Source organism: Labrys sp. F242 (assembly GCF_057813875.1).
Genome location: NZ_JBVASG010000001.1, coordinates 1312894 through 1333334 on the forward strand (window position 1 = coordinate 1312894; position 20441 = coordinate 1333334).

Consider the following 20441-nt stretch of genomic DNA (forward strand, 5'->3'; position numbering starts at 1 on the left):
AGCCCAAGCGTCCCGCATCTCTCAGCCCTGTGGAGATACGTGGAACATCGCATGTCTATGTAGCGCTTTTTTTTGCCTTTGTCGTGCCTCTGTTTGCGGTGGAATAGAGCATGGTCACGACAAGCCCCGCACAAAGGCCCCAGAAGGCGGCACCGATGCCGTACAGACTGAAGCCGGATGCGGTGACCAGGAAGGTCGCAAGCGCCGGCAGGCGCTGGCTTTCCTCCTGCACGGCGCCGAGCAGGGAAGCACCGAAAGCGCTCACCAGGGCCAGTCCCGCCGCCGCTTCGATCAGGATCGGTGAGGATGCCGTGACCAGGCCAGTGGCGATCGCCGACAGCAACGAGAAGATCGCCGCATAGAACAGCCCAGCCACCACCGCGGCGGTATAGCGCCGTTCGGGCTGGGGGTGGGCATCGGGACCGGCGCAGAGGGCGGCGGTGATCGCTGCGAGGTTGATGGTGGGAGCACCCAGCAGGGAGGAGAGCGCCGATACGCCCCCGGTCGCGAGGAAGGCCGGCCTTGTCGGCGGCTGATAGCCATAGGTCGCCAGCACGGTCAGGCCCGGAATGTTCTGGGAGGCCATGGTGACGACGAAGAGCGGCAGGCCGATCGAAATCAGAGTTTGCCAATCGAAGCTTGGGGCAACGAATTCAAGCGACGGAAGAGTCAGGGGCAGCGTGCTCGCCTGGCCATCGAACGCCATGGCGCCCAAGGCGACAGCAAGCGCCGCGGGCGCAGCCCACAGACGGTAGAAGCGACCCACAGCCAGCCAGGTCAGCACCACGGGTATGGCGAATTTGGGCACCTGACCAAGGGCGGCGATCGGGGCAAGGCAGAGCTTGAACAGGATGCCGGCCAGCATCGCGCCCGCGATAGGACGGGGAATGCGCGTGATCAGCTTGCCGAGTGGCGCCCACAAGCCGGCGATCATGATCAGCACGCCGACGATCAGAAAGGCGCCCACGGCCGCGGGATAGCCCCCGGCCGGCGCCGTCAGGCTCGCCAGCAGCGCCATGCCGGGCGTCGACCACGCCGTCGAGATCGGCATGCGGGTCATGAGGCTCAGGCCGGCACCGCACAGGCCCATGGTGACGCACAAAGTGGCAAGGCCCGAGGCGATCTGGCCTGGCGATGCACCGACGGCGCTCATGCCGTTGATCACCACCGCCACCGAACTGGTATAGCCGACCACAGCGGTAAGCACGCCCATGCCGGCCGACTGGCCGTTGAGGTCTGCAAAGAAGGAACGCATGGCGAGGGGAACCAGATTTATTGAGACGGACGTAGCACGAGACTGCTTTATTCGGGCCCCGACACGAAATGTGCAAGCCATATGTCAGACGGATTGGGAGATCAAACCAGGCCGGTTTGAGCTGGAGGTGAGGATTTCTCTGCCCGTATTCTCCGCGGGCATGCACATCCAAATCTCGGCCTCCAGATAGGCCGCCCATTGGCGCGCGTATCGACGAGCCTCTTCGCGTGTCCGGTTCGTGTTCAGGGCACCAAAAGAAAACGGGCGGAAGATCCGCCCGTTGCTTGCTTGTCCGTTCAGGACTTCTTGCTGTCGTCTCGGCTTCGCCCCAGGAGACTCGCCATTTCCTCCTCGAGGCTGGCGAAGGGGTCTTCGACCTCGGCTGGAGCCGGGGTAGTCGTTGGAGCCGGAGGCGGCGTTGGTGTGGGAGCCGGTGTTGGCGCCGGCGTCGGTGCCGCAGTGGCGGTCGGTGCGGCCGGGGTGCTCGAGGTGGGCGCCGGCGGTGTGGTGGCCGGGCGGGTCGGCGTCGTCAGTCTTTCGCCGACCCGGAAGGGTTCCGTACGCGTCGGCTCGGCCTGGGCGCGTGGCGCCGGCGTTCCCAGCGAGGGTTCGATGCGGCCACCGGGAGCGTGCGACGGCTCGCTGGCCGGACGCGGATCGGCGGAGAAACGAGGTTCGACCCGAAGCTCCGACGCCTGGCGCGGCGCAGGAGTGGGAGCGGGTGTGGCCTCGGGGCGACGCCATTCCGGCAAGCGCAGATCCGGCAGACGGATCTCGGGCAGCGTCAGGCGTGCGGTGGTGGTCGGAGGCGGTGGCTCCTGCGTTTCGGGCGCGGGTTCGAGATCGAGCCCCTCCGCGACTTCGAAGTGAAGGTCAGCCTTGGGCTTGGGTGCTGGCGTGGTTTGTGCGGCCGATACCGTTGGCTTGGGCGCCGGCGTCGTCGTAGGCGTCTCGTCGGCTAGAAGCTCCTCGAAATGCGCGGTATCGATCGTGGCGCGCGGCTCTTCGGTCACCGGTGCGGCAGGTGCGGCCGGGGTCGGCGTCGTTGCAGGAGCGGCGGCCCGGCCGAAATTCGGCAAACGCGAAGTGGCCCGCTGGAAGAAGCCGGGCTCGCGCGGGGGCACCACGCCCGAACGCGCGGGGGAAGTGGTTGAAGGCGCCGGGGTCGTGCTAGCGGCCAGGGTAGGAGGGGCAGCGGGTGTCCTGCTGGCCGGCGTGGTGGTCGGTGCCGGAGTTGGCGTATCGATCCTGGCGACAGGCGGGGGCGCGACCGGGGTCGGACGGGCGAAGTCTTCCTCGACCTGCCGCGGTGGGGCCGCGACGGCAGTCGCCCGCTCCTGCACCGGCGGCGTTGCTGCACCGGGCGAAGCCGGGCGCTGAGCCTGGCCGGCCGAACGGGCGCGCAGAATGCTGGATTCGACGACCACGTCGTTCGGGCCGCCGATCATGATCAGATGTTCGACATTGTCACGCCGAACCAGCACGAGCTGACGGGCGCCGACGCCATAGGAATCCACCACGCCGAGCCGCGACTGCCGACCGCCCTTGACGCCACCGCCGAGCTGGGGCCGGTTGAGCGTGCGCCAGATGAACATCAGGACGACTCCCACCACCAGCAGGCCAGCCAAGGCGAACAACTGCGCGGGCAGCCAAGAGTTCAACGAATCCATCGATACATTTCCTTAGATCTGGTCCGGTGCCGATAGGGGATGGCAGCCTGATACGACCAGTACTCTTTCCGGGCTGGTTTCTTAGAAGACGGTTAACGTGCAAGAATCAACAGCAAAGTCGCAAAACTAAGGCTTGTCCCTTGGAATTGGCCAAAAATTCGGAGAAATGCCGCAAAAGGGGCGGATTTGTCTTCCCTCTCAGCCGTTTCGCTGAGGATATACCATGGTCGAGCATGCGTTTGGACGGAGCTAAAACGCTGCAAGGGACCACGATATTTTTGGTCAACGAGGTTAACACATTTTGAAATGTGAACTGCTAAGCCAAACTGACCATTATGCGGTTCGCCGGAGCGAATCGCCCTTTGACGATGCGCGGTGGGGTTGAACATGGCTGAAGGCGAGGAGGCGGCGGCACGCGGCGCCGCAGTCGATCGCAGCGAGCGGCCCAGCGGCATCTTCTGGGTGCTGGCGCTTGCCGCGGTGATCATCCTCATCGCCGTGGGGGTGTCGCTGCTGCCCTATGACTGGGGCAAGGTCGCCAGTTTCGGCATCCTGGCCGTCTTTGCCATCGTCGGCATGATTGCGATGTTCGCCTGGGCGATGGGGATCGCCCATTTCGGCCAGAGCTCGATCGCCCGCAACGACCTCACCAAGCTGATCGCCGACGATTCTCCGGAAGGCATCCTCGTCACCAACAAGGATGGCCGTATCATCTATGCCAACGAAGCGTATCTGACGCTGACCGGCGCCATGGGCGAGCAGGACATCCGCACGGTGGAGCGGGCTTTCACGGGGGACCCCGACGTTTCGGAGGCGACCTATCGCCTGGCGCAGGCTGCGCGGGCCGGGCAGCGCCTCGCCGAGGAATTTCGCATCGCCTCGGCGCCGCCTTCCGGAACGGCCTCCTGGTATCGCGTGCGGGTGCGTCCGATCGCACGCCCCTCCGGTGCAGGGGAGACGGTGTGGACCGTTGCCGACATCACGCGCGAGCGCGAGCGCCAGGAGAACGTCTTCCAGGAACTGCAGCACGCCATAGACTATCTCGATCACGCCCCGGCCGGCTTCTTCTCTGCCGATCCCTCGGGCGAGATCGTTTATCTCAACGCCACGCTCGCCGGCTGGCTCGACTATGACCTCGCCCAGTTCGGCACAGGCGGCCTGACTCTGGCCGACATCGCGCCCGGTAATGCCGGCGCTTTGGTGGTGACGCAGGCCAGCGAGCCGGGCAGCGTGCGCACCGAGATCTTCGACATCGATCTCAGGCGCCGCAACGGCACCATCATGCCCGTGCGCCTGTTCCACAAGATCGCCTTCGCCGCCGATGGCCAGCCCGGCCCCTCGCGGACCCTGGTGATCTATCGCGGGCCGGGCGGCGACGTTTCAGAAGGCTTGCGAGCGGCGGAAGTTCGTTTTGCGCGCTTCTTCAACAACTCGCCTTTGGCTATTGCGACCATTGACGAAAACGCCAGGATCGTGCGTACCAACGCGGCCTTCATGCGCCTGTTCAAGGAGTCCCTCAATGGCGACGCACCGGGCCATTCCCTGCTCGAGGCCGTGGTCGAGCGCGACCGCGAGGGCTTGAGCAAACTGACCCGTCTCGCCATGGCCGGCCGCGGCGACATCGAACCGGCCGAGGCTTCCCTGGCCGGACAGGGCAGCCGCTCCGCCCGCTTCTGGTTCGCGCCCGTCGATCGCGGCGAGAACGAGAAGGAAGCAGCGATCGTCTATATGATCGACACCACCGAGCAGCGCACGCTGCAGGAGCAGTTCACCCAGAGCCAGAAGATGAATGCGGTCGGCCAGCTTGCCGGCGGCGTAGCGCACGATTTCAACAATGTGCTCGGGGTGATCATGCTGGCGGCCGATTCCCTGCTCGGCAGCCACAAGCCCGGCGATCCCGCTTTCCAGGACATCATGGCGATCAAGAGCAACGCCAACCGCGCCGCCAATCTGGTGCGCCAGTTGCTTGCGTTCTCGCGCCGGCAGACCCTGCGCCCGCAGGTGCTGAACCTCAATGACGCGATGTCGGACCTGTCGATGCTGCTGCGGCGCCTGCTCGGCGAGAAAGTCGCGCTGGAGGTCGTGCATGGCCGCGATCTCTGGCCGGTGAAAGTGGACGTCAACCAGTTCGAACAGGTGGTGATGAACCTCACCGTCAATGCGCGCGATGCCATGGCCGATGGCGGCAAGGTGATCATCCGTACGCGCAATGTGCCGATCTCGGAGGCGAGCGCCCTCGATCGCAGCGAATTGCCGCCGGCCGACTATGTCACCGTCGAGGTTGAGGACAATGGCAGCGGCATTCCGCCGGCCGTCCTGGACAAGATCTTCGAGCCCTTTTTCACCACCAAGGATGTCGGCAAGGGCACCGGCCTCGGGCTTTCCACCGTCTACGGCATCGTCAAGCAGACCGGCGGCTCCATCCTCGTCCACTCGGTGGAGGGCAAGGGCACGATCTTCCAGATCTTCCTGCCGCGTATGATCGAGTTGGCGAAGGCAGCCAGCGTCGAGGCCGACACCCCGCCGGGCCAGGCTGGGTCGACACCGGCCAAGACCAAGGACATGCCCGATCTCACCGGGCGCGGCCGCATCCTGCTGGTCGAGGACGAGGAGGCCCTGCGGGCGCTCTCTGCCCGAACCCTGACGGCCCGTGGCTTCGAGGTCATCGAAGCCGGTTCGGGCATCGAGGCCCTGCAGATCATCGACGAAGGCGAGAACGAGATCGATCTCGTCGTATCCGACGTGGTGATGCCCGAAATGGATGGGCCGACCCTGCTCAAGGAAATGCGCAAGCGCAATTCGACGACGCGGATCATCTTCGTCTCCGGCTATGCCGAAGAGGCGTTCGCCAAGAACATGCCTGAGGGCGAGGAATTCGCCTTCCTGCCCAAGCCCTTCTCGATGAAGCAGTTGGTCGAGGCCGTGAAGTCCAATATGAAGCCGTAGATTGGCGGCTGGAACGGTTTTCGGGCGATGCGCGGCGTTCGAGCTGGCCAGCTCCTCATGACGACTTAAGCAATTGCTTGAACTGTAATTTTGGATATTGCGTCATTGTTTTATCACGCAAGAATTTGGATGGCCGCCGGCCTGGTGGTGCTCGGCGCAATGTCAGCCGAGGCCAGGGACGGCACCCCGACGGGTTGCGATCTAGGCGGCACCCAGATCCGTTCCATCGCCGATCCCGTCTCGGGCCGATCCTATGATGTCGAGGTCACCTTGCCGTCGGATTACCAGGCCAATCCCGCCAAGCGCTATCCGGTGCTGTATTATGCCGATGGCGGCCACCTTGCCGCGTCCGCAACCTGCCTGTCGAAGGAACCGCGGCGCCAGGAGGCGCTCCGGCTGGTCAGAAAGCTCCATCGCGACGGCAAGCTGGCGGAAGAACCTATCCTCGTCGGCCTGTCCTATGCCAAGGGCGAGGGCTTTGCGGTAAGCCGGGCTCGCGACTACACCCCGGTTGCCGACAAGCCTGGTTATGGCGGAGCCGGGGCCTTTCAGGCCTATCTCGGCAAGACCGTCATGCCCGTGATCGAGGGCCTTTATCGGATCGACCCCAGAAGACGCCTGTTCTGGGGCCATTCCTATGGCGGGCTTCTCGGAGCTCGGATACTGCTGACCGAACCCGGCCTCTTCCGTTCCTATATTCTCGGCAGCCCGTCCTTGTGGTTCGCCGACCACGCCATCCTGACGATGGAGGCCGACTACACCAGGGCGAACCGCGACCTGAAGGCCCATGTCCTGATCTATGTCGGCGGCGACGAGATCAGCCGCTACGATCCAGGCCGGCGCGGCGATACCCAGGATATGGTCGGCGATGTCAGGACGTTCGAGAAGCTCTTGAAATCTCGCGGTTTTCCAAGCCTGACGATCCACTCTCTCGTGGTGCCGGGCAAGAACCACCGCACCACCATTCCCCCGGGCTTTGCCTGGGCCATCACCTCCGCACTCGCCGGCGGATGAGCGTCGCGGGTAAACGGAGGGGCGGCTGGCTGTGAAACGACGCCAAAACAATGGGTTGAAGAGAAAATGTGATTCAGGAAGATCACGTTTTGCTCTCGTGCTCGCTTTGGCCGCCCTCATCGCCGCCTGCCTGAGCGCTCCCATCGAAGCCGCCGAAGGCAAGGCCGGAAAATGGCGCTCATGCGATCCCGGCGGCATCCTCACCCAATCCGTGCCCGATCCCGTCTCGGGCCGATCCTATGACATCGAGGTCAGCCTGCCCTCCGGCTATGACGCGGCCGCGGCCAAGCTCTATCCCGTTCTCTATCTGGCCGATGGCGGCCGTGCTGTCAGGCCGCTGGCCTGTGAGGTGAGGGCACTCTACGGCGAAGGGAGCCTGCGGGAGGATCCCATCATCGTCGGTCTTTCCTATGCGAAGGGCGAAAATCTGGAGGTGAGCCGCAAGCGCGACTACACGCCGGTTGCCCTCAAGCCCGGAGACACCGCCTATGGCGGGGCGAGCGCCTATCAGCTCTATCTGCGCCAGACCGTGATCCCCTATGTCGAGCGGCAATATCGGGCCGATCCCGGCCGGCGCCTTTACTGGGGCCATTCCTATGGCGGCCTGCTCGGTACGCGCATCCTGCTGACGGAGCCCGACCTGTTCGCGACCTATATGCTCGGCAGCCCCTCTTTCTGGTTCGGCGATCAGGCCATCCTGGCGATCGAAGCCGATTATGCCAAGGTCAACAGCGACTTGAAGGCAGAGGTCCTGATGTATGTCGGTGGCGACGAAGTCTCCCGCTACGATGCGGGACGGCGCGGCTATACCAAGGATATGGTTGGCGGCGTGAAGGCATTCGAGGCGCGCCTGCGAGAACGCGGCTTTCCGGGCCTGAGCATCCGCTCGCTGGTGGTGCCGGGCAAGAACCATCGCAATAGCATTCTGGCGGGTTTCGGCTGGGCCATTACCTCGGCGTTGGGATCGGGCAGGCTGGCTCTGCCACAATAAGTCGAAGGATAGGCCGGATCGAGGAACTGGCGCTAATCGTCGTTCGAGTATCGGCTTGCGTCAGCCGGGCTGTCGTCGATATCGCCGCATCAGCCGGCCTAGCCATCCGGATGTCGCGATCCGGGTGGTGCTTTGCAAATTGTTCTACTTGCGGCTGTAGAAAGCGATATTGCATGAAGGTACAATTTTCCTGTCTTCGCAGATCGCAGCATGCCTTCCGAACTCACTCTTCCCGACCTAGATCGCGACGAGCCCACGCCTGAGGCTTCTCAGTCCTTTTTCAATGCGATGCCGAGGGCAGCTTTTCCTTCGCTCGACCATCTGCGGAAGGCAATGACGCATGCCAATCCCGCCGGCGACAGGTTCCTGGATTATCTACTGGAAGGAGATTATTTCGCGGGCAAGGCCGTCTGGGTAAATCCGTCTTCTCGCGTACGCCAGGCCTATGAGGCCATGGTCGAGGCCAGTCCCTCCCTGGTTTCCGAAAGTCCCTACCAGCCTGCCTTCGCCCTTCGAGGCGTAAGGGTGAGGGGAGAAAACCAGGTTTTCATTGCACGACTGGACCAGGCCCCCGCGGAAGTGCGGCGCCTCGTAGGGGAACACCGAGCGGCGCGGGAGGCGGGGTCTTGTCGGCCGAGGGCGATTTTCGTCGGGGGCCCCGCCGCTAAGATCGGGGCTCTCCTCAGCGGCCTGGAGACAGATCAGGCCGAGGCTTCGGAGGTGATTTTCGTCCTCGATGGCGCTGAGCAATCCAATGAGAGCGGGTCGGCGAGCTACGAGCATGTCAATCACGCCAATGCGCTCAATGCCGAGCTCGACAATACGGGGCTTGGCATCCTGGCGACCGCCCTCAAGCGGGCGATTTTGGGCGAGAAGGATGCATCGGTCGCCCTCGACCTCGACTACAAGAAGGTTGATCTGTGGCCTCGTGGTGTTCGGTTGAGGGACCTGCCTGTCTATCTTCACAATGAGTGGCATGGTCTGGTACAGCGCCTTCGCAGGCTTCTCGGACTGCAGACGGATCATGTGAAGAGCCGCCTAGCCAGCAAGGTCTCGACACGGATCCTGAGCGAAATCGAAAGGCGGCTGTCGATCCGACTGCGTCTCGACCAGGACGGACCCCGCGCTGTTTTCCTCTATCTCTCCCGCAAGAACCACGACGCTTCACTGGTCGACAACAGGGAGCTTGCGGAGGACGTCGGCCTTGCCGTCGAAAAGCTCGATGCCGCTGGCCTGCGACGCTTTTATGGCCCCGGCATCCTGGAGCGCGTGGTGTCCGGCGACCTCTTCCTGGGCAATGGCTGCATTCGCCACGGCTTTGATCGCGTCTGCATGGAGGCGATGCAGCGGCACGGCATCGAATGCCGGCATCGGCAACGCCTGACTTCTGTCTATTTCGACAGGGACGAAAAAGGCATGCCACGAGCGGCTGCGATTGCGCTAGAGGATCTCCAGACAGGCGCACGCACGCATGTTGCCCTAGACCATCTATGTCTCTCCCTCGGCCCGACAGCGACCTTTCACTATGATCGGGTGGGCTCGGCACTGTCTCGCCTATCGGATCGCCTTCGGTTCGACCTGCCGGTACCCCATCAGACCATCGCGACCGGGCTTTCGGCGCAGCTCCTGTTTCGGATCACCGATCCCGATAGGGTGAGAAATCTGCCATTCACCGGCATGAAGCAGACGCATTTTGTCGAGGTCGGGCGGACGTCCAGCCATCTCGTCATGAAATTGACCTGCGGCGGGGTCATCGGCTTGCCTGTCTACAGCAGAAGCTACGCCATCAGCGCGCTGGCGAGCATACTCAGCATCCTCACGCCCGATTGCGGGCTGACATTCGAAGATGTGGTCTGCGCCTGGCCTTGCGCCCGCGGCGTCAACGGCCCCAACAACGGCCAGATCGTCCGGCTTGGCGACAATGTGGTGGTTCGCTTCGGCGAAGGGGGAACCGGCATGTCCAAGATGGGCAGCAATGCCCAGACCATGCTCGATCTTGCAGGCATGACATGGCCGATTTCACCAGAGTTTCGATTGGAGCCCTCCCTTTATCGGCACACCATCATCGACCAGCGCAGGCGTGTTGCGAGGCGATTGGGCTTGCTTTGACGCCTGCAGAGGAACAAGCCCTCAGCTGCATTCGAGGCCTCGGCCCATGGCGCTGACCATCAGGGCGACCTGTTCGCGCAGATAGGGCAAGGGCAACTGCACCAGCTTGCCCTCCAGTCCGAGCAGCACCATGCCATGGGCGGCCGAGAAGAGAGGGCGGGCGAGAAGAGATCTTTCGGAAAGAGGCAGACCCGGCTGGAGCACGGCGAGCGGGGCTTCCAGATGCTGGAAGAGCGCATCCTGCTGGCGCAAATGGTCTTCCGGCAGGTCCTGGCCGTCCGGAAGGCGGAAGTCGAACAAGGCATGCCAGCGCCCGCCATGCTCGGCGGCGAAATCCAGATAGCCATTGGCGAGCGCGATCAAGGTGCGATTGGCGATGGTGCGCCGACTGCCACCCGCCTCGGCCTGGATCAAGGCCTATCTGGCCATGGGCACGGTGATGCTGATCCAGACCTGCGTGACGCCGATCAAGACCTTGCACGGACCAGCAGGAGGCCGGCCGGCTGCACAACCGCATCGAAGACGCCAAGACCGAGCAGTTGCTGATGCGCATGGATCGCGCCAAGGATTGAGGGGCTTCCGGGGGCGCGGGCACTTTCTTTAGCAGGATAAGCGCGGATTGGAGGGTCGATCTCCAGATCGACCTTCTTCCTTTCCTGCGCGACGGTACTTCCAAGATGGTGGATCTGGAGATCGACCCTCCAATCCGCGCCTAAGCGCCCGTGCACCCGAGAGAATCTCAGCGCCCCCTGCCGACTTCGCTCAGGTCATAGGATGTCGTCTGGTAGATCTCGTTGATCCAGTTGCCGAACAGGAGATGGGCATGGCTGCGCCAGAAATTGCGCGGCGGGAAGGACGGATCGTCATAGGGGAAGTAGTTCTTCGGCAGCTTGATCGGCACGCCCGAATCGACGTCCCGGAAATACTCGTCGGCCAGGGAGGTCGATTCATATTCGACATGGTTGAACAGATAGAGCCGGTTACCCTTTTGCTCGTGGATGAGGCACACGCCGGTCTCGTCCGAATCCATCAGGATCTCCAGCTCCGGGTTCTTGCGCACATCTTCGCCACGCACTTCCGTCCAGCGCGAGACCGGGATGTGGAAGTCGTCCGAAAAGCCGTTCAGATAGATGGAGGCCGGCTTGCGGTTGTGGTGCTGGTAGACCCCGAAGGCCTTCTCGGTCAGGTCATATTTGGGAATGCGGTGGAAATGCCAGATGGCGGCCATCGCGCCCCAGCACACGTTCAGCGTGGAATGCACGTTGGTCGTGGTCCAGTCCAGGATCTGCTCGAGTTCCTTCCAATAGGTCACGTCCTCGAAGGGCAGGGTCTCCACCGGCGCGCCGGTGATGATGAAGCCGTCGAATTTGCGCTCCCGCACCTCTTCCCAGGTTTCGTAGAAGGCAAGCAGGTGGTCCTCGGAGGTATTCTTGGCACGGTGGCCGCCGACGCGCACCAGCGAGAGTTCGACCTGCAGCGGCGTCGCTCCGACCAGGCGCGCCATCTGCAGTTCGGTGCGGATCTTGTTCGGCATCAGGTTGAGCAGGCCGATCTGTAGCGGGCGGATGTCTTGCCGGATGGCGGCCGTTTCCGTCATCACCCGCACCCCTTCGCTGACCAGGGTGGAGAAGGCAGGCAAAGTATCCGGAATCTTGATAGGCATGTTGCACTCGATCGACGTTGGGCCAGCCGGAAAGCAATGCGACAGGTCCACGGATGGAATGCATCCAGCGGCCCTTTAGCGAGTTGTTTAACGTGGCTGCAAGCCGGCCGGCCAAATCACCACGGGAGAAGAGGTAATCCTGGCGCGTGCAGAAATCAACGGGGAAGCTGACAGTGGCTGGTACAAAGAGGGGGATGAACACTTAGTTCATCATTTTTGCGCCAGCCCTTTTCAAGGCCTCTCGAATTGACGGGTCGTTGGGTAAATTTGCGAAGAATGGGCGCCCATCCACGAAATGTCCGGTTACGTATATTATAGATCCCATATCTCTATTCATTGTGTTTGCCCACATATTCTTTATTGTATTATTTTTCATGGCAATAACCAGGTCTTGATATGAGGAGTATTTGATTTTGCTATCGCTGGATGCTCCTAAATTATCTGTATTGTCCGGTTTCTGCCCTGGAATGACTGCCCGCGTTGCCATCAAGTACATCGTCACATGAAAATCGCTGAGACCGGCATCATGCAGAAGAATCTTCGCCTTGGCTTCGTCCCGTGAGACGCCAATGCCTAAGGCATAGAGCTGGCCCAACTTGACCTTCGCTTGTGCAGAACCATTGTCTGCCGCCTTGCGCAGCAATTCGACGGCCTGCAGGGGATCTTTGGGAACTCCACGGCCAGACAAGTACAAATCGCTTAGGGCAATCGCCGCCATAGCGTCGCCGTGGTCGGACGCTTTGCGGAGCCATGCGGCGGCCTGAAAGTTATCCTGAGTTACGCCTTTGCCTGCCATGTGTAGAAAGCCAAGTAACACTTCGGCTTGAGGCGAACCCTGTTGGGCAGCTTTTCGCAGCCACGACAAGCCTTTTTCGTCGTCCGCTGGACCACCTTCCTTCCTCAGGTAAAGCATGCCCAACTGAGCCTGGGCATGGGCATCGCCCCGGTTGGCAAGAGGCTCATAATAGTGGAACGCACCTGCATAATCCCCTCGAGCGATGGCGTCATCGCCATCATCAGCCTGGGCATAAGAAACGGGTGCCAATATGAGCGAGATCGCGAGAACCGCAGCGGTAAGATGTATCTTTGTTGTTCTGACCATTGTAGGCCGTATTTTCTACCAGGGCTCCTAGCGAAAATTATGCCTTTTTCCGATTTTTGCAAGAAGTTGCTCAGCATGAATGCATGCCGTTACATACAATTTTGTGATGCCATCCGATCGTTGGCAATTGGAACATATGGTTGGGGATAGGCCTCCTCGTCATAAGGCTCCCAGGCCTACTCCGCCGCCTCCTTGACGCCGGGCACATAGTTCAGCACCGGCGAGAGCCAGCGTTCGGCTTCCTGCACCGTCATGCCTTTGCGGGCCGCATAGTCCTCGACCTGGTCCTGCTCGATCTTCGACACCCCGAAATAATAGGCCTCGGGATGGGCGAAATAGAGCCCGGACACCGAGGCGCCCGGCCACATCGCATAGCTCTCGGTCAGGCGCACGCCGATGCGAGCCTCGGCGTCGAGCAGGCGGAACAGTGTGCCCTTCTCGGTATGGTCGGGCTGGGCCGGATAGCCGGGGGCGGGCCGGATGCCGCGATAAGGTTCGCCGATGAGCTGGTCGGGAGCCAGGTTTTCGTCGGCCGCATAGCCCCAAAATTCCTTGCGCACGCGCTCATGCATGCGCTCGGCGAAGGCTTCGGCGAAACGGTCGGCCAGGGCTTTCACCAGGATCGAGCCGTAATCGTCATTGGCACGTTCGAAACGATGGGCGATCGCTTCCTCTTCCATGCCGGCCGTGACCACGAAGCCGCCGAGATAGTCGCCGTGCCCGCTGGGCTCAGGGGCGACGAAGTCGGAAAGGGCGACATTGGCGCGGCCATCGCGCTTGGTGAGCTGCTGGCGCAAGGTGTGGAGGCTGGCGAGCTCCCGGCTGCGGCTCTCGTCCGTATACAGATGTATATCGTCGCCGACGGCGTTGGCAGGCCAGAAGCCGATCACGGCCTTGGGATGGAACCACTTCTCCTCGATGATGCGGGCGAGCATAGCCTGGGCATCGTCGAAGAGCTGGCGAGCGGCCGCGCCCTGCTTCTCGTCGGAGAGGATGGCAGGATAGCGCCCCTTGAGCTCCCAGGTCTGGAAGAAGGGCGTCCAGTCGATATAGCGCGCCAGCTCGGCGAGATCGTAATTCTCGAACACGCGCGTGCCGAGGAAGCCCGGCTTGGGGGCGACGAAGCCGGTCCAATCCACCTTGTGGGCGTTAGCCCGGGCCTTGGCGAGGGGCAGGCGCAGCTTGTCGGCCTCGCTGCGGGCATGGGCCGCCGCGACCTTGGTATATTCGACCTGGACGGTTTCGACATAACCCGGCTTGATCGTCGGGGAGAGCAGGCTGGAGACCACGCCGACGGCACGGCTGGCATCGGTGACATAGACCGCCTGGCCGCGGTCGTAGCGCGGATGCACCTTCACCGCGGTGTGGACGCGGCTGGTGGTGGCACCGCCGATCAGGAGGGGGATGTCGAAGCCCTCGCGCTCCATCTCGGCGGCGACATGCACCATCTCGTCGAGCGAGGGGGTGATCAGGCCTGACAGCCCGATGATGTCGACTTTCTCCTGCCGCGCAACTTCGAGGATCTTGGCGGAGGGCACCATCACGCCCAGATCGATGATCTCGTAATTGTTGCAGGCGAGCACGACGCCGACGATGTTCTTGCCGATATCGTGCACGTCGCCCTTCACGGTCGCCATCAAAATCTTGCCGGCGCTCTGGCGTTCGCCAGTGCCACCATTGGCAAGCTTCTCGGCCTCCATATAGGGCAGGAGGCTGGCGACGGCCTGCTTCATCACACGAGCCGACTTCACCACTTGCGGCAGGAACATCTTGCCTGCACCGAAGAGATCGCCAACCACGTTCATGCCGGCCATCAGTGGCCCTTCAATGACGTGCAGGGGACGTGCGGCCGCAAGACGCGCCTCCTCGGTATCGGCATCGATGAACTCGGTAATGCCATTGACGAGCGCATGGGATATGCGCTGCTCGACCGGCCACTCACGCCAGGCGAGATCCTTTTCCTTAGCTTCCTTGCCGGCGGCGCCACGGAAACGCTCGGCCAGTTCGAGCAGGCGTTCGGTCGGGTTCAGCGCCCCGCGCGAGGGCCGGTTGAGCACGACATCCTCGCAGGCTTCGCGCAAGTCCGGATCGATGGATTCATAGACGGCGAGTTGCCCGGCATTGACGATGCCCATGTCCATGCCGGCCTGGATGGCATGGTAGAGGAACACGGCGTGCATGGCCTCTCGCACCGGCTCATTGCCGCGGAACGAGAAGGAGAGATTGGATACACCGCCCGAAATATGGGCGTGGGGCAGGGTGGTCCTGATCTGCCGCGTCGCCTCGATGAAGGCGACGCCATAGCCGTTATGTTCCTCGATGCCGGTGGCGACGGCGAAGATGTTGGGATCGAAGACAATATCCTCGGGCGGGAAGCCCGCCTGCTCCGTCAAGAGCTTATAGGCTCGGCTGCAGATGGCGACCTTGCGTTCCAGCGTATCGGCCTGTCCCTGTTCGTCGAAGGCCATCACCACCACGGCCGCGCCGTAGGCCCGCACCAGGCGGGCATGGTGAAGAAAGGCTTCCTCGCCTTCCTTCATGGAGATCGAATTGACCAGCGGTTTGCCCTGCACGCATTTCAGCCCAGCCTCGATGATTGAGAATTTCGAGGAATCGATCATAACCGGCACGCGGGCGATGTCCGGCTCGGCGGCGATCAGGTTGAGGAACTCGACCATGGCCTTTTCGGAATCGATCAGGCCCTCGTCCATGTTGATGTCGATGATCTGGGCGCCATTGGCGACCTGGTCGCGGGCGATGTCGAGTGCGGTCGCATAGTCGCCGGCGGTGATGAGCTTACGAAACTTGGCAGAGCCGGTGACGTTGGTGCGCTCGCCCACATTCACGAAGGGGATGGTCGCGTCGAGCGTGAAGGGCTCGAGCCCCGACAGCTTCATCTTGGGTTCGATCTCTGGAATCGGGCGCGGCGCGTGCCGGCCGACCGCTTCGGCGATGGCGCGGATATGCTCCGGCGTCGAGCCGCAGCAGCCGCCGACGATATTGACCAGGCCGTCGCGGGCAAAGCCCTCGATCTGCGCCGCCATCGCCTCTGGGCTCTCGTCATACTGGCCGAACTCGTTGGGCAGGCCGGCATTGGGATAGGCGCAGACGAAGGTATCCGCGACCGTGGAGATCTCGTCGAGATGCGCCCGCATCGCATTGGCGCCGAGCGCGCAGTTGAGGCCGATGGTGAAGGGACGGGCATGCCGCACCGAGTGCCAGAACGCCGTCGGCGTCTGCCCGCTGAGGGTGCGGCCTGAGAGATCCGTGATGGTGCCCGAGATCATCACGGGCAGGCGCACTTCCTTTTCGCCAAACACTTCCTCGCAGGCGAAGATGGCGGCCTTGGCGTTGAGCGTATCGAAAATGGTCTCGATCAGGATGATGTCGGCGCCGCCGTCGATGAGGCCGCGGATCTGCTCGGCATAGGCGATCCGGAGGTCATCGAAGCTGACGGCGCGATAGCCGGGATTGTTGACGTCCGGCGAGATGGAGGCGGTGCGATTGGTTGGGCCAAGCGCGCCGGCGACGAAGCGCCGGCGCCCGTCCTGCTGCTCTGCCTTGATTGCGGCTCGGCGGGCGAGGCGCGCACCGTCGCGATTGAGATCGTAGACCGCCTCCTGCATGCCGTAATCGGCCTGCGCGATCGAGGTGGAGGAAAAGGTGTTCGTCTCCAGGATGTCGGCCCCGGCCATGGCATAGGCGTAATGAATCGCCTCGATCGCGGCAGGCTGGGTGAGGGTGAGAAGGTCGTTGTTGCCCTTGAGATGGCAGTCGCAGCCGACGAAGCGCTCACCCCGGAAATGGTCCTCCTCGAAGCCGAGCCCCTGGATCTGCGTGCCCATCGCGCCGTCCAGGATCAGGATGCGCTCGCGCGCGGCGGCGGTAAGGGCGGCGAGGATCTCCGCGCCCCGATCGGTTGGGGCAGGCGCGGCGAACAGGGCTTCGACCGGAGCGCTCATCACAAGCTCCTATAACGGAATTACGATATCAAGATATCCTTATATGATAGCGTTGAGAAAAGAGAGGTCAAGGTGAACTATCCCGGAAGCGCCGGTTTTCTGTCTGATGATGCTGGGATGGGAGCGAGATACATGGAGGGGAAGAGGCGGACGAGACGTCCATAGGCGCTGGGTCAAGGCAGCGAGGCCTCAATTCTTTACCCTCCCCTGGAAGGGGAGGGTCGGCCTGGAAGGCCGGGGTGAGGTGATTATCCGCCTCGTTGCCGACAAAAGCGGCAGTTCTTGCGAAGAAGTTCACCCCACCCCGACACTATGGGTCGACCCTCCCCCTCCAGGGGAGGATATTATTGCGCTTTTCGCCTTGATCCCGCGCCTATGGATGTGTCGTCCGCCCTCTAACCTCTGCTATATCTGGCTGGCTTAGGCATCTGCCCGCAAACGCCGCCGGCCTCGTCGCCGACCGACATGATCGCGCACCTCGTCGAGCAGGCTGCTCAGATGCGGCAGCAGCGGATTGTCCGGGATCGAGGCCTCGAGCAGCAGGACTTTCAGATCGACGGCTTCCCTGGCCAGGTCCGCACCGTCTTCGCGGCTGAGGATCCAGGCCAGCATCAAGGTGCGGGCTCGCTCTTCTGGCAGTGTCGGACCTTCGTCCCGAGAAGCCTCCAGGATGGAGTGCACGATGGCGGCGTCGACGTCGACGGTGTTCTGCGCGGCAATCGTCATCTCAAGCCTCGATCTCGACACGGCCGAGCGGCCGGGTGCAGCAGGCCAGCACCAGGCCGGCGGCGATTTCCTCCTCGCGGATGCCGCCCTGGTGGGTCATGGCGGTCTCCCCCGACAGGCATTGTACCTTGCAGGTGCCGCACAGGCCCATTGTGCAACCGGTCGGAATGTTGAGGCCGGCGCCGCGGGCGAGCTGAAGAATGGTCTCGCGGCTGGAGGCCGGCACCTCGATGCCGGATCTGGTGAAGGCCACGCTGGCTTCGCCGGCAAGGGCTTCGTCCGCACCGATGTCCTCCATTGGAGTTTCGGCCGGCTGGAAGCTCTCTTCATGATAGCGGCGCATGTCGTAGCCATTGGCTTCGAGCATGTCCTTGACCGCTGCCATGAAAGGCGCGGGGCCGCAGCAGAACACTTCGCGCTCGCGAAAATCCGGTGCGATCAAGCGCAGGGCCGGAGCGTTGAGCCGACCCTGGAAGCCGGTCCAGGCTTCATGGGCCTCGGTCTCTTCCACGATCCAGGCGAGGCGGAGGCGCTGCATGCGTCCGGCCATGCGCTCCAACTCCTGGCGGAAGATGATCTCGCCCGGCCGGCGTGCGCAGTTGACGAAAGCGATATCGGTGGCGGCGCCGTGGTCTTCGGCAAAACGGGTCATCGACATCATCGGCGTGATGCCGGATCCGGCCGAGATGAAGAGGTATTTTTCTGCCGGATGACGAGAGAAGCTGAACTGGCCGAGCGGGCCGTAGGCCTTCAACCGCGTGCCGGGTTTGAGGTTGTCCAGCATCCAGCGCGTGCCGATGCTGGAGGCCTGCGCCTTGGCGGTGACGCTGATAGAAAGCGGGCGGGAAGGGCTCGACGACAGCGTATAAGTGCGCAGCACCGGCCCGGCCTCGGCCGGGATCTCCAGCGTGATGAACTGGCCGGGTTCGTAGCGGAACCAACCCTGTTCGGCGGCGCGGAAGGTGAAGGTCGCGACGTCGCGGCCCTCATGGATGATCGAAACGCATTCGAGCGCCTGGCTCTGATCGTTCCACGGCGGCGTTTCGTCGATATGCCTGAATTTTTGTGTGGCGATCGGCATGATGTCTGCCCTTGTATATGTCGGTTTCGCTAACACCCTCCCCTGGAGGGGGAGGGTCGACGCGAAGCGTCGGGGTGGGGTGATTTTCACCGGCTGCTGTGTTTCTCACCCCACCCCGTACTTCGTCCGACCCTCCCCCTCCAGGGGAGGGTGAAAAGGCGCTAGGCCACGCTGCGCAGGCGGACGCCGTCGTTACCCAGCGCCGCTTCCATGGCGTTGCGATACCACTCGACGAACTGCATAACGCCGCCCTCGTGTTCGGGGGCGTAGGGTCCGGGCGTGTAGAGGGGCGAAGAGACGCCGAGCTGGTTTTCCTCGACGATCTGGCGGTCCTGGTCGTTGGTCATCTGCCAGACATGGGTGAGTTCCTCGAGGTCGTAGTCGACCCCCTCGACCGCATCCTTGTGCACCAGCCATTTGGTGGTGACCTGGGTTTCCTTCGGCCCGATCGGAAGCACGCGGAAGCTCACGGCATGGTCGCCCAACACGTGGTTCCAGGTGGTGGGATAGTGGAAGAGCAGGAGGGCGCCGATATTGCCTTCTTCGATCGTCGGGCTGAGGGGGCGTTGCACCGCCGGTTTGCCCGACATCGTATAGCTGGCGGCATTGCGCAGCAGCGGCATGCGGGCCATGCGGAACTGGCCGTCACCGGAAATGCTGAAGGTGCTGGGCAGGCCGGCTTCCTCGCAACGCCGCCAATGCTGGCCGATGAGCGGATCCTTGTCGGCACCCTGGATACCCGTCACCGTCGGGGCTTCTGGGAAGGTACGGCAAAGCTCGGGATGATTACCCGCGCAGTGGTAGCACTCGCGGTTGTTCTCCCACACCAGCTTCCAATTGCCCTTTTCGACGATGGTGCTCTCGAAGGCCACCTTGGTGTTTTTCAGGCCATGCGGTGCCAGATAGGGCATGGCGCCGGCGCGGAAGGTCTCGAAATCGGGTGCCTCCTTGGCAAGGCAGATCCAGATATAGCCGGCCACGCTCTCGCAATGCACGGGCTTCAGCCCATATTGCGTGGCGTCGAAGCCGGGGCCCATGTCGCGGGCGAACAGCAGGCGCCCGTCGAGCTCGTAGGTCCACTGATGATAGGGGCAGACCAGCTTGGCGACGCTGCCGCGCTCGGCCGCGCAGAGCCGTGATCCCCGGTGCCGGCAGGAATTGTGAAAGGCGCGGATGGCGCCGTCACCGGAGCGCAGCACGATCACCGGATAGTCGCCGACCTGGAGAGTGAAATAGCTGCCCGGCTTGCCGAGCTCGCAATCATGGCCCGCGAACAGCCATTCACGGTACCAGATATTCTCCATATCCAGCCGGAAGTACTCCGGGTCTGTGTAGAATTTGCCCTCGAGCGTGGTGCCCGGTTGATGGGTCCGGAGGCGGCCCAGCATGTCCTGATGCGCTGTCATGTCAAAATCCCGCGTGACAACCAATGCGTTGACTTGGCAGCGGGATGGGAAAGCGGCTCGGTGATCTGCGCCGGTGAAAAGGCGCAGCCAAACCTCCTCCCGGAACGCCCACCGCGTCCGTCGGTTTTCTTCGTGGCTGGTTTCCGGGCTCAGGAGCGGCCTTCCGGCCCGATCGCGACGCCTTCCCAGGTCTTCCCGACCCAGTGGCACTTGCCGCGATCTTCTCCTCTACCGTTGCGGGGGCAGCGCCGGATTTGGACCGGCTTCCCAATTCTCCGGCCCGCCTTGGGGGCGAACCGGCACCTCGAATGAGGATTAGAATACATCGAGTCGGCGCACCGACTAGAGGCGATGCGACGGATGATGGTGTGTTCAGGACATTGTCATCGAGAGCTTGAGGACGGAAGGTCGGGAAGGAGACATTGAATGTCCATCATTCCCCGCGTGGCGGGGGATGATGGAGCAACCTGTCCCACTCCTTTCGAGATGTTGGGATCTGAAATCTGGATGAGGGGC

The 20441-nt window shown here is 62.8% G+C and carries 13 protein-coding genes and 2 riboswitches; of the genes, 4 read left to right on the plus strand and 9 right to left on the minus strand.

Annotation, left to right across the window (positions count from 1 at the left end; genetic code table 11):
* Window positions 1-55: 55 nt before the first annotated feature.
* Entirely contained in the window at window positions 56-1255 is a 1200-nt protein-coding gene (locus ACZYTC_RS06120) for a benzoate/H(+) symporter BenE family transporter (RefSeq protein WP_488989119.1), read from the minus strand.
* A 296-nt stretch (window positions 1256-1551) separates the two neighbouring features.
* A complete protein-coding gene (locus ACZYTC_RS06125; RefSeq protein ID WP_488989120.1) occupies window positions 1552-2925 on the minus strand; it encodes a hypothetical protein in 1374 nt (457 codons plus the stop codon).
* A gap of 387 nt (window positions 2926-3312) precedes the next feature.
* On the opposite strand from ACZYTC_RS06125, the gene cckA reads away from it, so the two are divergent.
* The 4 genes from cckA (at window position 3313) to ACZYTC_RS06145 (ending at window position 9985) form a co-directional block, all read left to right on the plus strand.
* Window positions 3313-5871 (plus strand): cell cycle histidine kinase CckA, encoded by a 2559-nt coding sequence (gene cckA / locus ACZYTC_RS06130; protein WP_434956925.1) that lies wholly within the window; start codon window positions 3313-3315, stop codon window positions 5869-5871.
* Window positions 5872-6000: 129 nt separating this feature from the next.
* Complete coding sequence (locus ACZYTC_RS06135) at window positions 6001-6885, plus strand: alpha/beta hydrolase (RefSeq protein WP_488989121.1); 885 nt, start codon at window positions 6001-6003, stop codon at window positions 6883-6885.
* 97 nt (window positions 6886-6982) lie between these two features.
* Complete coding sequence (locus ACZYTC_RS06140) at window positions 6983-7876, plus strand: alpha/beta hydrolase (protein WP_488989122.1); 894 nt, start codon at window positions 6983-6985, stop codon at window positions 7874-7876.
* Between the two features lie 333 nt (window positions 7877-8209).
* Entirely contained in the window at window positions 8210-9985 is a 1776-nt protein-coding gene (locus ACZYTC_RS06145; RefSeq protein WP_488989123.1) for a hypothetical protein, read from the plus strand.
* 21 nt (window positions 9986-10006) lie between these two features.
* Here ACZYTC_RS06145 and ACZYTC_RS06150 read toward each other — a convergent pair whose 3' ends face one another.
* The 7 genes from ACZYTC_RS06150 to ACZYTC_RS06180 all read right to left on the minus strand — a co-directional run bounded on the left by ACZYTC_RS06150 (window position 10007) and on the right by ACZYTC_RS06180 (window position 19925).
* A complete protein-coding gene (locus ACZYTC_RS06150; RefSeq protein WP_488989124.1) occupies window positions 10007-10399 on the minus strand; it encodes a TetR-like C-terminal domain-containing protein in 393 nt (130 codons plus the stop codon).
* Window positions 10400-10724: 325 nt separating this feature from the next.
* The gene (metA, locus tag ACZYTC_RS06155) at window positions 10725-11648 is read right to left on the minus strand and encodes a homoserine O-acetyltransferase MetA (RefSeq protein WP_488989125.1); all 924 of its coding nucleotides are present in this window, start codon (window positions 11646-11648) and stop codon (window positions 10725-10727) included.
* 55 nt (window positions 11649-11703) lie between these two features.
* A riboswitch (SAM riboswitch) is annotated at window positions 11704-11781 on the minus strand.
* A 69-nt stretch (window positions 11782-11850) separates the two neighbouring features.
* Entirely contained in the window at window positions 11851-12750 is a 900-nt protein-coding gene (locus ACZYTC_RS06160; RefSeq protein ID WP_488989126.1) for a tetratricopeptide repeat protein, read from the minus strand.
* Between the two features lie 176 nt (window positions 12751-12926).
* The gene (metH, locus tag ACZYTC_RS06165; RefSeq protein WP_488989127.1) at window positions 12927-16712 is read right to left on the minus strand and encodes a methionine synthase; all 3786 of its coding nucleotides are present in this window, start codon (window positions 16710-16712) and stop codon (window positions 12927-12929) included.
* A gap of 420 nt (window positions 16713-17132) precedes the next feature.
* Entirely contained in the window at window positions 17133-17438 is a 306-nt protein-coding gene (locus tag ACZYTC_RS06170) for a hypothetical protein (protein ID WP_454814315.1), read from the minus strand.
* Window position 17439: 1 nt separating this feature from the next.
* On the minus strand, window positions 17440-18519 hold the full coding sequence (locus ACZYTC_RS06175) for an FAD-binding oxidoreductase (RefSeq protein ID WP_434956917.1): 1080 nt from the start codon (window positions 18517-18519) through the stop codon (window positions 17440-17442).
* Between the two features lie 161 nt (window positions 18520-18680).
* Window positions 18681-19925: an aromatic ring-hydroxylating oxygenase subunit alpha gene (locus ACZYTC_RS06180; RefSeq protein ID WP_488989128.1), complete on the minus strand. Its 1245-nt coding sequence runs from the start codon at window positions 19923-19925 to the stop codon at window positions 18681-18683.
* A 117-nt stretch (window positions 19926-20042) separates the two neighbouring features.
* A riboswitch (cobalamin riboswitch) is annotated at window positions 20043-20247 on the minus strand.
* Window positions 20248-20441: the final 194 nt, after the last annotated feature.